The following is a 12,652-nucleotide window of genomic DNA, read 5'->3' on the forward strand; positions in this document are numbered from 1 at the left end:
TTACGTAAGTCTAAGCAAGCCGTGGGACGTTAAAATAACCTCTCTACCCTATTTCAAAAATTAACCTCAGTATTTAGCGCTTTACTTTGAGGTTCATGATCTTGCAAGGCACAATCTGGACGATAGTTACTTTTGTAGAGTTGATAAATCGTGGCAAAAACTTCTTTTTCCATGTTTCTCTTAAAATATTCAATAGCATCCTCATCCCCATAACGCACAGCGAGATCAAGCCAATCAAAACCAGCTCTCCAGTCACATTTTAGTCGTTTTGGAAATTTTACTTCAACACCCTCATCCATTTCTTGTTTTAACGCTTCAAGATCAGCAAAAGCAATAAGTGCCATTTCAAATTGAGCGCTGCTGTATTGTTGCAGGCCAGGAGAAACTTCGGTAATTCGTTTTGCTGTAATCAGAGTTCTTTGCATATACTCGCCAAAAGAAATCACTTCTTTAGGGGGGTTAAAAAATCGTCGCTTCATTTTTAGATTCAAAAAAAGATTAATTGTGAGCATATAATACAATTAAATGTTTTTTTGTTCTAATATAAATTCATTATTTAATCGTTTCTACGCTATAAAACAAACACAAAAATCAGATGGATGATTTTATAGGAGATAAATATGGAGAAAAAGGTATGCGTTATTATTGGCGTTGGGCCGGGAAATGGTGCTGCTTTTGCTTCTCGCTTTTCCAAAGAAGGATATCATTTGGCTTTATTAGCACGTTCAAAAGCGTTTACTACGGAGCTGGCAAATCAGTTAGGAAATGCATACGCTTATGAGTGTGATGTAGGCCAGAGTGATTCAGTGCAAAATACTTTTAGCCAAATTCAACAAGACTTAGGAATAATAGATGTCATTGTATACAACGCAGGCTCAGGCTCATGGGGTAATATCGAACAAATAAAACCAGAGGATTTCGAAGCAAGTTGGCGAGTGAACGCATATGGATTAATGCTAGTTAGTCAACAAGTGCTCGCTAGTATGAAGCAACAAGGAAAAGGAGCACTTATAATCATTGGTGCAACAGCCTCTAAAAGAGGTGGAATTAAAACTGCAGCATTTGCTCCAGCTAAAGCAGCACAACGAAGTTTTGCTGAGTCAATGGCTAAATATTTAGGCCCCCTGGGAATTCACGTTGCCCTAGTTATTATTGACGGAGTTGTTGGTTTACAAAAAACAAGAGAGTTTATGCCAGATAAACCTGATGATTTTTTTGTTAAACCAAACGATGTTGCTGAGACTGTATTCTGGTTAACACAACAAGCCCCCTCTACTTGGTCATTTGAAGTAGAGATTCGTCCATTTGGTGAAGTTTGGTAGTAAGAAAACGTCATTCTTGTATGTGTGGAGAGTAAGAGTTAATTCAGCGAATGCTATCTCCTTACGGAAGCGTAGCGTAACCCAGAATTGTGTATTTGAATTCCGAGTTACGGCTTCGCCTTCACCCAGGCTACAGAAACTATAGATGAGCATTATTTTAATTAGCTATCCAATTGTACATGAATATCTCGTGCATCAGATTGGCCATGATCATCGACTACCCTCACAACAAACTTTCCAGGTTTTGCTTTCCATAAATAAGATTCTCCAGCCTTAGTCTTTGCAATAAACGTTTCATTAATAAACCAGTATACATGGGCGATGCCCGCGTCGGTCACAGCAGTAAAAGGAATGGTGTTATTGTGATGAGAATTAGCACGTACGATGTAACTAATTCCGTTTTGAGGCGAGGTAATGTGCGGATCAACTCCAGAGTTTCCATATAATGCGCAGTCAGATTCATAAAAAGGTGGTGTATGTCTTTGTATTCCAGCTTTTTTGAAAATACTCAGTAAGTCAGAAGGCCAAAACTCGAAAACCTCAAAACGAGTGTATTCGTCCATATGGCAGGTTCGTAAACCCGTTTTCGTATTAATGGCTACTTCACGATAAATTGTATCTGTTTTTATTGGAGATTTCCCAGGTATAAACCAGCTCCACTCCGTATCTTTGCAATAGCGTGTAGGCAACATCCCAGAGGCTTTGCATACCTCTACTTTTTTCAGGTTCATTTGTTCCAGATGCTTTTCTAAAGCATGTATAGGCCCACGCTCATGTTTTAATGCATCAATCAACTCAAAAAATAAAGGGGCAGCAATATCTTTGCCTATAAACGCGGGATTAGCCTTATTGTCAAAATTTCCTACCCATACTGCTAACACATAAGGACCGAATACGCCCACAGTCCATGCATCACGATATCCTGAAGACGTCCCAGTTTTCCAAGCGACCTGCAAACGCGACCAGCCGCGCGAATTATCATCTAAACGCGGGGTATTTTTTAACATGTCCAACACAAGATAACTTGCTTCTGGACTAAGTAAGCGTGTCCCTTTTTGCTTTGCTTCATTTTTAAACGCACGTATCGGGAACCAAACGCCATCATTAGCTAACATGGCATATAAGCCGACAAGCTCATTCATTGTTAATTCAACACCACCCAAACTTAATGACAGTCCATAGTACGACTCAGACCTTAGATGATTAATTTGCGCTTTTTCCAGTAGTTGATGCAATGTTGGACTGGTTAGCTGGCTAGCAAGATAAATTGCCGGAATATTACGGCTCAAAACTAAAGCATCTTTGGCTTTAATAGGACCGATAAAATCATAATCAAAGTTCTCTGGGTTATAGCCATTAAAACTGTGCGGAACATCTTTTAATACAGTATCAGGGTGAATCAAGCCTTGATCCAAAGCCAATCCATAGATAAAGGGCTTCAACGTTGACCCAGGTGAGCGCTTTGCTTCAGTGCCATTAACTTGTCCGCTAATGCTGGGATTAAAAAAGTTAGCCGATCCTAGCATTCCCTTAATACTCATATCTCGAGTATCTACAAGCAGAACGGAGGCATTACTTACCCCTAAACCCTTTTTCCTGGCAAGATAATGATGCGTGATACGCTCGATGATTAGTTGCGAACGATAATCTAAAGTTGTATCAATACTTTGCTGTTTGTTTGGTGCATCTGCCAAGATTTTATTGACAAAGTGTGGTGCACTAAAAGGAAGCATATGTGTATTTTGCATCACTAAGGGCAAAGCAAACACCGCTTTTTTATTAAGGTCATCCGGATGTTTGTTTAACCAGCGGACTAACAAATGCTCGCGAATTTTTTTTAACTCTTTATTGTTGGGTGTCCTTTTGCCTGGATTTTGTGGAATAATGCTTAAAGTTAAGGCTTGGGGTAAAGTAATTTTATTTACAGGTGTTCCAAAATAAACCAAACTCGCAGCCCCTACTCCTTCGACATTGCCGCCATATGGTGCCAAATTTAAATAAGCTTCTAGAATTTGCTTTTTGCTGTAATGCATCTCAATTTGTATTGCCCGAATGATTTGTAACAGTTTTCCTGAGATTTTTTTTGATTTCATACCATATCGCATTCGTGCAACTTGCATGGTAATTGTTGACGCCCCTATTCTACGGGATTGTGCACCGTATGTTTGCCATATGGCTTTTATCGTCGCCCAAGGATTGACACCATAGTGCCAATAAAAGTATTGATCCTCTTGCAATAAAGTGGCCTCAATAAGTTGATTTGATATGTCTGATAATGGTGTAAACAGTCGATACTTATCATCTGGACTTAATGTTAATCGGAGTAATTGATGATGTTCATCGTAGACTGCCTTAGAAAAACTTGTTCCTTCGAGTAACACTGGCTTTGGTAAAAAAAATAATATTAGATAGGCGCTGACAAGGAGCGTAATTAGGATTATGCTTAGCTTTTTAAATGTTTTGTTCATAGTCGCTATTATGCACTAAATAGAATAAAATATATGCAAATTTCAGCCCTATTTTACCACATGGGATAAATGATGAATAAAAGTCCGCTTTCTTTGTTAATCAATGCGTTTTCATCTGTATTTGGCAAATTAAATTGGCGTAGTCCACCATGGGTAAATTACTTATGCAGTAAATCAAAATCTTCTCCCAAAAAATTTTGGGGAAGCAGTCTATTAATAGTTCTTATTTTAATTTCAGCAGGCTGCTTTTTACATTGGTATAAAAATTTGCCGCAACCCATTTATACCACCGCACAAATCACAGTCCCAGATATCACACCAAATACTGAAGAACAATTAGTTCCCAACAATTTGATTATTGACTTTGGCATAAAAAATAATGGGTTTATTAATCAATCAGTTGCACCCATTAATCTGATTGGAAAAACAGTAAGCGAAGGCATTGTAATAACTCCCAAAATGCTTGGAACATGGACATGGAATACTGACAGCCAATTAGTTTTTACACCTTCAGAAGATTGGCCTGCAGGGAAAAAATACACTGTCCTTTTTGCTAACAGTGCCTTTGCGCCTAATGCAAATATGGAAAGTCATAAATTTTCTTTTTCTACCCACCCTTTTAATGCCAAAATTACTGAATTTAAGCTCTATCAAGATCCGGTACATGCTGAGGTAAGAAATGCTGTTGCAACAATAGAGTTCAATTTTCCGGTTAATCCACAAACTTTAGAACAAAATACATCTTTAGCATACCAAACGAAATCAGGTTCCACTGGCGAAAATCTTCCGTTTACTTTTACTTATGATAAAAATAAGCGTGTTGCTTACCTACATTCAGAAACAATAAAAATAGATGATGTAGCCCGCTTTTTACGTTTAACATTAGGTCAAAGCGTTACCTCATCAACAAATTCCGGCCATTTGCTACAGGAACAATCACAAAATTTATTAATTCCAAGCGCCAAAGAATTCCTTAAAGTTCTCTCAACTTCAGCCTCTATTGTTCGCAATGAAAAAGACAGGCCCGAACAAGTTCTGACGGTGGAAACTTCTTTAGGAATAAATGAAAACGACTTTAATAAGTCAGTACATATTTATTTACTTCCTAAAGACCGACCAGCAACCACTGCTGAGGCTGCCAAAGAGAATTATCAATGGCAAAATCCAGGAGAAGTAACACAAGCGGTTCTGGCTTTAGCAACTCCCTTGGCAAAAGAGCCTATTCCTACAGAACAAAACTACTCAACCTTACATAGCTTTAAATTTAAAACAGAAGCCCCCCGCTACATCTATATTAAAATTGATAAAGGCATGCAGAGCTTCGGCAATTTTACTTTAGGCAATGAATACGTGGCAGTTATTCCTGTGCCTGCAGTACCTAAAGAGATCAGTTTTTTACATAAAGGCTCACTTTTGGCTTTAAGTGGTGAGAAAAAACTTTCTGTACTGGTTCGCGGTCTACCTGCAGTCAAGTTTGATTTCGCACGTGTATTGCCTGAAAATATCAATCAATTAGTAACGCAAACTCATGGTGATTTTAATAATCCCTATTTTATTAATCCTACCTTTAATCAACAAAATATCAGTCAAATTTCTTCAGAAATTCAAGAATTTGATATTTCTGATTTAGCCAAACAACAATATACAGCGCTTGATTTCAGCAAGTATTTGACAATGAGCACCAATACTTTGGGGCCACAGGGCTTATTTTTGCTACAAGCTACAGGCTGGGATGTCATCAATAAAACCTCATTGGATGTGAAAGCCAGTCGCATGATATTGATTACTGATATGGCCTTATTAGTAAAAGACAATCAGGACGGCAGCCATGACGTGTTTGTTAATTCGATAACGCAAGGAACCCCAGTTGCCAATGCTACAGTAACCGTTTTAGGTAAAAATGGCTTGCCCATTTTATCCCGTATTAGTGATGCCCAGGGCCGCGTTTCGTTCCCGCCTTTAAAAGATTTCATTGATGATCGAGAGCCCACAGTATATTTGTCTCAATTGAACAATGATGTGTCATTTATTCCATTCAATAATGCGAATAGACAGTTAAATTTTTCCAAGTTTGACATTGGTGGCCTATATACTAGCAATCAAGAATTACACAGTTTAAGCGCGTATCTTTTCTCAGATAGAGGTATATACAGACCTGGAGATACAGTGCATATTGGCATGATTGTCAAACAAGCCTTTGCCCAACCACAACCTGGTGGTTTGCCGCTGCAAGCGACTGTGATTGATTCAAGAGGCACAACAATCAAAGATGAGAAAATTACTCTTAATGATCTCGGCTACATGGACCTGGACTTTGCAACCAATGCCAGCTCGCCAACTGGCCAATATATGGTTAATTTATACTTAGTCAAAGATGGATATCCCCAAAATCTACTGGGCTCTACGACCATTCGCGTTTCTGAATTTTTACCTGATAGAATGAAAATCACTACCAGCTTGTCTCCAAAACCATCTACCGGTTGGAGCTCACCAACTGGATTAAAAGGTGAGGTGACTCTTTGGAACCTATATGGCGCGCCTGCCGTTGATCGAAAAGTTAGTGCTAAAATTTTGTTAGTCCCACAAAAAGTTCAATTCGATAAATATCCTGATTATGTTTTTGTTGATCCCTTGTTGGATCCCAAAAAACCACCCAAAGTCTTCACCGAGACCTTAAATAACGCAAAAACAAATAATAAAGGCGACGCTGAATTTGACTTAAATCTTGACCGTTTTGAAAAAGCGACTTACCAATTGACATTCTTTGCTGAAGGTTTTGAATCAGAAGGTGGTCGTAGTGTAACAAACCAAACTAAAACCTTAATTAGCCCACTACCCTACTTTATCGGATATAAACCGGATGGGGACTTATCCTTCATTAAGCAAAACGCTACCCGCGCTGTTCACTATATTGCGATTAATCCCGAATTAAACCAGCAAGAAGTCAAAGATGTGAAGATACAACTGGTTTCGTTACATCCGGTCACAACGCTTGTTAAAAAAGCAGATGGAACTTATCAATATCAGTCGGTGATTCAATCGACAATAGTGAGCACCACACCATTTAATATCTCCGAGCAAGGTATTGATTACACATTACCAACACAACAGATTGGCGATTTTTCGTTAAGTATTCTTGGAAAAGATAATACAGTACTTAATCAACTAAAATTCAGCGTTGTAGGTGCAAGCCAGCAACCCTTAGCTAAGAATGCCGAGCTATCGATTAAACTCAATAAAGCAGAATATCAAGCAAATGAAGATATAGAAATACAAATTACTGCGCCTTTTACAGGCTCAGGCTTGATTACTATAGAGCGTGATAAGGTTTACGCAGCACAATGGTTCAAAACAGATACTACAAATTCCGTGCAAACTATTCATATTCCCGCTGATTTCCAAGGTGATGGATACATCAACGTTGCATTTATACGTGATTGGAGCTCACCTGAAATATTCATAAGCCCACTTAGTTATAGTGTTGTACCTTTTACGGTAAATCATCAAGGACACAGTATAAAAATTGATCTGCAAACTGCTGCAGTGGCGCGTCCTGGTGAACCGTTTACCATAGATTATCGTACTGATAAGCCTGGGAAAATTATTGTCTTTGCAGTTGATGAAGGGATTCTGCAAGTTGCACGTTACACAACCCCCGATCCTTTATCTTTCTTCTTCCAAAAACATGCTCTTGAAGTACTGACCCAGCAAACAGTGGATCAGATCATGCCTAAATTTATCCAAGATAGAGAGCTTTCTGCGGTCGGAGGTGATAACGGTGAAGAAGGTATGGCCAGTCGCCTCAATCCCTTTAAGCGCAAAACTGAATTACCTGTGGCTTATTGGTCAGGTATTGTTGATACAGACTCAAACAATCATCAATTAGTATACCAAGTTCCTGATTATTTTAATGGAACATTGCGCGTTATGGCCGTAGCGGTATCATCTGACTCCGTTGGCTCAAAAGAGACCTCTGCTGAAATTCGCGGGAATTTTATTATTAACCCTAACGTTCCGACCTTTGTCGCCCCAGGAGATGAGTTTGAAATATCGGCATCTATTGCAAATAACATTAAGGGCTCAGGAGAACATGCGCTTATAAATATTGATTTGACAGCATCTCCTGAAATCGAAATCACTGGGTCACCAACGCAAACATTAGAAATTGCAGAAGGTCGGGAGCAAACGGTTCATTTTAAATTAAAAGCTAAATCTCTTCTGGGAGCTGCTCAATTGAGCTTCAAAGCCAGTATGGGTGATAAATCAAGTACAATGGGTGCTACACTGAGTGTTAGGCCAGCTGTACCACTTAGCACTTACATCAATAGTGGAAAATCAGACGAAGCTCAGAAAACCTTGGATATTATGCAAACACTATATCCAGAATATCGCAAAGTGAGTGCTACTGTTTCTACTAATCCTATAATTTTGATATTTGGGTTACAACGCTATCTGGATAATTATCCCTATGGTTGTACAGAACAATTAACCAGTAAAGCCCTCCCCTTATTAGTAATGAACAATCAAACTGGTTTTGGTGAAGAAACAAAGCAGGTGCATGAAAAAGTAAACGCGGCCATTCAAATGCTAAGCCAGCGCCAGATGTCTAGTGGTGGTTTTAGTTATTGGCCAGGACTTGGTGACAACCAAGGCAATGATTTTGCAACAGTTTATGCAATGCATTTCCTAACTGAGGCAAGAGCACAAGGATTTAATGTTCCAAATGATTTGTTCTTTAATGGAGTTAACTATCTTAAAACCTTGGCAAGTCAAAATGTATCTGATATGGATGCGGCAAGAGTTCAGGCATATGCCATTTATGTTTTGACCCGCAATGAGATTGTTACAACCAATTACCTTTCTAATTTGCAATTGTATCTAGAAAAGGATAAGACCAATGCATGGAAAACGGATATCCTCACAGCCTATATTGCTGCATCTTATCAATTACTACAAAGCCATGATGAAGCAAATCAATTAATTGGCCTGTATAAGCCACAAAATAATCAGGCTTATGTTACTGATTTTTATAATAGTGCCATCGCTGATGCTCAATATTTGTATCTTGTAGCGAAACATTTCCCTAACCTATTACCACAGGTAGGTGATGATTTGCTAAAACGCCTAGTCCAAGCTGTTAATAACGATGAAATTAATACTGTTTTATCTGGATTTACAAGCTTGGCCTTAGGTGCTTACCATTCAAATCAGCCTAGTGACGCATCATCAACCTTATCGATGACAAAAATTATGGCTGATAATAAGGAAGTTAATGTCCCAGCATCTAATGCAAACTATCAGAAAGTTGATATTGAACCTGATGTCCAAAAAATACGTTTTAATAACCCGGAGAAGAAAACCTTTTTCTATCAATTAATGCAATCAGGTTTTAATCAAGAAATCCCCAGCACGCCTTTAAAACAAGGCTTAGAAATTTTCCGAGAGTTTAGAGACGCCAAAGGAAATGTGATCAACACAACAACCCTGGGAAGCGAAATTGAGGTGCATATTCAAATCCGTGCGGTTGGCCATGATTATTTATCAAACATTGCTATTGAAGATTTGTTACCTGGTGGTTTTGAAGTGGTAACCGACTCTGTAAAAAATAATACAATGGATTTTGTTGATGTACGTGAAGACAGAGTGAATTTCTTTGGTGGAGTTGAATCTGTTGCTAAAGAGATTGTTTATAAAATAAAAGCAGTTAATATTGGAAAATACATTGTTCCGCCAGCCTATGCAGAAGCAATGTATAATCCAAATACGAAAGCACAAGGTGTTTCCTCAGTAATTACGGTTACTGAAGCACCTTAACCTAATGAAGTTCAAATGTTTTGTAGCCTGGGTGACGGCGTAAGTCATAACCCGGGAAGTTTTGCAGAAAAACGGGTTTCGCTTCGCCTCACCCAGGCTACAAAATCAGTAGTATCTTCAATCAATGCAGATTTTATTGCATTCATAAATGGATCCGTTTAAATTCGAGATTTCTAGCGCGACTGAACGCGACTTGTAAAATAGTTTTATAAATATATGGTGTTTGTTTTATGAATAACTTAAAAAGAGGCATTACCAAGTTTATTTTTATGGGAAGATGGTTACAGCTTCCTTTATATTTAGGCCTTATTTTAGTACTGGCTGTTTATGTATATCGTTTTGTTTATGAATTATTTGAATTAATAGCCCACCTAAATAGTATTGATGATGCCCAGATCATGCTTGGTGTCTTAGACTTAATTGATGTAGTGATGATTGCCAATCTACTTATTATGGTTGTTATGGGAGGATATGAAACTTTTGTTTCTCCTCTTGCCCTTGAGTCACATCCTGATCAACCGGAATGGCTCGATCACCTTGATGCAGGAGCGATGAAAGTAAAGCTTGCTCTTTCATTAATTGGAATATCATCAATCCACCTATTGAGAACATTTATAGATCCCAATAAGCTCAGTAACTACTCTGTAATGTGGCAAGTGATCATTCATTTAACACTACTTGTTTCAGCATTAGCGATTGCATTTACCAATAAAATGCTTACAAAGAGCAAAATACATTAAAAGTATAATGCTGCAAACAGTATTTAGAAGAAAAAATAAAAAGTAATCGTAGTCTCGTGTATCACCGAAGACTACGATTAGTTTTATTACACACATATTATTAACTCCTTATATGATGAAAGAGCATTATAAAGTAATGATTCTTTCATTTTTGCATCATGTTTCGCTGAGTCGAACCAGAAAAACATGCTGAAAATAATTTTCAGCTTCCTTTCTTGGAACATACACTGAACTGACTTTTCCAGTCTCTTCCTCATCAAAAAAACATTAATAGAAGAGTAAACTGTTGAGGGACATGGTGTGTTACTAGTTGAGGCGTTGCGATAATCCGCCCTACTTCGAATATTTTTCCCTCGGGGTTTGAGAGATAATAAAAGGAAATGTTTCGATATCAAAATAACAATCTAACATAGGAAGTATTTCTCCATAAATGACTCTTAATGTTCCTACTATTTGATCATCAAACATCGTCACTACATGGAGTTCTAGTCGTAAACTGTCCAAATTTCATCTCGTCATGGCTAATAACTGCGCAACAGGGACAATTAAACTAAGATGTTTGGTTTATGAGAGCTCTGAACCCATAAGACCCAAGTATTTGATTTTTTTTGTAAATTATATTAAACATATTACATTATTTGTTGTTTTCTATTGCAAATATCCTTCATTAGCCATTCTTAAGGACTAGAAATGCTAAACAAAATCCAAGTCTTCTCTTTGTTAATCACAATGATATTTTTTTCTGCCGTATCAGCAAAAAGTTATAGAGTGCCCGCAACAAAAGAAACCGTAACTCTAGGTCTTTATACCCTAGATAAGCAGCCTGTGGTTAAAGTTCACTCAGGGGATTCAGTGTCTCTAGAAACTTGGAACAGTTGCTTGCATGAAATGGTCTATAACAAGACAACTCCGGCTGAAGTTGCAAAGTTTTATACCCAATATGACATTCAAAATAGGCGCGGGATGCATAGCTTAACCGGCCCTGTTTACATTGAAGAAGCGGAGCCAGGAGATGTACTTGAAATTCGAATATTAGATATAAAATTGAATGATTTTGGCTATAATTTTTTAAGCCCTACAGCAGGGATCTTATCGGAATTTACCCAACCCAGAATTATGTATTTTAAATACAATCAAGAAAAGAACGCTACTGAATTCAAGAAAGGACTCTGCTTACATTTAAAACCGTTTCCAGGGGTTGTTGCGGTAGCTCCTCCTCAAGATTGGCCTGATGGCTGGCCTGTAAATTTAGAATCACACATGGGGCAACCGGTTCCAGGACAATTTAATTCCGTTCCACCAGGCCCTTTTGGAGGCAACTTGGATGAACCAAGCTTGCAAGTTGGTTCCATACTGTATTTACCTGTTTTTCAGAAAGGTGCTCTCGTTTGGACCGGTGATTCACATGCAATGCAAAGTAATGGTGAGATTGACGTTACAGCGCTTGAAACCTCTTATGAAGGTATCACCATGCAATTTATTGTCAGAAAAGATCTAAAAGCCGAAGGGGTATTTGATAAATCAAAACGCAATGGTAACAGTTTGTTCACTTGGCCAATTGTTGAAAATTCGAAAGAATGGATTGTTATGGGATTGAATCAGGATCTTCTTGAAGCTATGCAGCTTGCCTCTAGAAATGCAATTGAATTTTTAGTGAGCACTCAAGGATTTTCTCCACAAGAAAGTTATCAATTTTTAAGCATGGTAGGTAATTTCGACATTCCTGAAGCAGTCAATACCATTAAAAACGTAGCCGTACATATTCCTAAAGAATCCTTCAAAAATCTGGGCAAGATGAAAACACTTTCTGCTGAGGGTAAATTTCCTCTCATGCCAAAGATTGATGAAAATGTAAGCTGCCCGCCTCAAGAAGGTAAAATTATTCAATAACCATTAGGTGAAATAATGAAAAAGATCTTCATTTTTTTGTGCTTAAGCTATATGACTTCAAGTGTCTTCGCCAACAGCATTATACTTGACAATAAAACAAATTACCCACAGAAAAATAAATTCGGAAAAATCGCAGTACAATGGGTATCTTCAGTCAAAGAAGTACAAAAAGCGAATCAAAGCATGCTTAATGATGCAACATTAAACGCAAACTCTTTAATGATACTCGCCAAAAAAGGAAAAATTAAGCTCATCTCACCAAATAATGCCCGATACTTTAGAGTAATAGCGTGGTCAAATGATAAAGAAAAACCAGACTTACTTACGAATTGGGTAGATATTATTCCCAATAAAACCTATGTTGTGAATCAAAATCAACTTGTACCAAGGATACTCATGTCTGGAGCAGGTTGCTAAA

General features: G+C 38.0%; 7 protein-coding genes. 5 read left to right on the forward strand and 2 right to left on the reverse strand.

Going from position 1 to position 12,652, the window contains the following annotated elements; all coding sequences use genetic code 11:
- Positions 1 to 53 precede the first annotated feature (53 nt).
- Complete coding sequence (locus tag Lste_RS07095; protein ID WP_237760443.1) at positions 54 to 479, reverse strand: hypothetical protein; 426 nt, start codon at positions 477 to 479, stop codon at positions 54 to 56.
- A 141-nt stretch (positions 480 to 620) separates the two neighbouring features.
- Here Lste_RS07095 and Lste_RS07100 point away from each other — a divergent pair, with 141 nt between their 5' ends.
- Complete coding sequence (locus tag Lste_RS07100) at positions 621 to 1,322, forward strand: SDR family NAD(P)-dependent oxidoreductase (protein ID WP_058510352.1); 702 nt, start codon at positions 621 to 623, stop codon at positions 1,320 to 1,322.
- A 161-nt stretch (positions 1,323 to 1,483) separates the two neighbouring features.
- Here the strand turns inward: Lste_RS07100 and pbpC are convergent, their stop codons facing one another.
- Positions 1,484 to 3,790: a penicillin-binding protein 1C gene (pbpC, locus tag Lste_RS07105; protein WP_058510353.1), complete on the reverse strand. Its 2,307-nt coding sequence runs from the start codon at positions 3,788 to 3,790 to the stop codon at positions 1,484 to 1,486.
- A gap of 72 nt (positions 3,791 to 3,862) precedes the next feature.
- Here pbpC and Lste_RS07110 point away from each other — a divergent pair, with 72 nt between their 5' ends.
- The 4 genes from Lste_RS07110 (at position 3,863) to Lste_RS07125 (ending at position 12,651) form a co-directional block, all read left to right on the forward strand.
- Positions 3,863 to 9,604, forward strand: a complete 5,742-nt coding sequence (locus tag Lste_RS07110; RefSeq protein WP_058510354.1) for an alpha-2-macroglobulin family protein — start codon at positions 3,863 to 3,865, stop codon at positions 9,602 to 9,604.
- A 230-nt stretch (positions 9,605 to 9,834) separates the two neighbouring features.
- Entirely contained in the window at positions 9,835 to 10,344 is a 510-nt protein-coding gene (locus Lste_RS07115) for a TIGR00645 family protein (RefSeq protein ID WP_058510355.1), read from the forward strand.
- 690 nt (positions 10,345 to 11,034) lie between these two features.
- Positions 11,035 to 12,234: an acetamidase/formamidase family protein gene (locus Lste_RS07120; protein ID WP_058510356.1), complete on the forward strand. Its 1,200-nt coding sequence runs from the start codon at positions 11,035 to 11,037 to the stop codon at positions 12,232 to 12,234.
- A gap of 15 nt (positions 12,235 to 12,249) precedes the next feature.
- Positions 12,250 to 12,651 (forward strand): hypothetical protein, encoded by a 402-nt coding sequence (locus tag Lste_RS07125; RefSeq protein ID WP_058510357.1) that lies wholly within the window; start codon positions 12,250 to 12,252, stop codon positions 12,649 to 12,651.
- Position 12,652: the final 1 nt, after the last annotated feature.

Origin of the sequence: Legionella steelei (assembly GCF_001468005.1) — a bacterium.
GTDB classification, from domain to species: domain Bacteria; phylum Pseudomonadota; class Gammaproteobacteria; order Legionellales; family Legionellaceae; genus Legionella; species Legionella steelei.

Bases quoted from the DNA above. Each gene is read 5' to 3' on its own strand.
- Lste_RS07120 (WP_058510356.1), top strand. From the start codon at position 11,035: ATGCTAAACAAAATCCAAGTCTTCTCTTTGTTAATCACAATGATATTT.
- Lste_RS07100 (WP_058510352.1), top strand. From the start codon at position 621: ATGGAGAAAAAGGTATGCGTTATTATTGGCGTTGGGCCGGGAAATGGT.
- Lste_RS07125 (WP_058510357.1), top strand. From the start codon at position 12,250: ATGAAAAAGATCTTCATTTTTTTGTGCTTAAGCTATATGACTTCAAGT.
- pbpC (WP_058510353.1), bottom strand. From the start codon at position 3,790: ATGAACAAAACATTTAAAAAGCTAAGCATAATCCTAATTACGCTCCTT.
- Lste_RS07115 (WP_058510355.1), top strand. From the start codon at position 9,835: ATGAATAACTTAAAAAGAGGCATTACCAAGTTTATTTTTATGGGAAGA.
- Lste_RS07095 (WP_237760443.1), bottom strand. From the start codon at position 479: ATGAAGCGACGATTTTTTAACCCCCCTAAAGAAGTGATTTCTTTTGGC.
- Lste_RS07110 (WP_058510354.1), top strand. From the start codon at position 3,863: ATGAATAAAAGTCCGCTTTCTTTGTTAATCAATGCGTTTTCATCTGTA.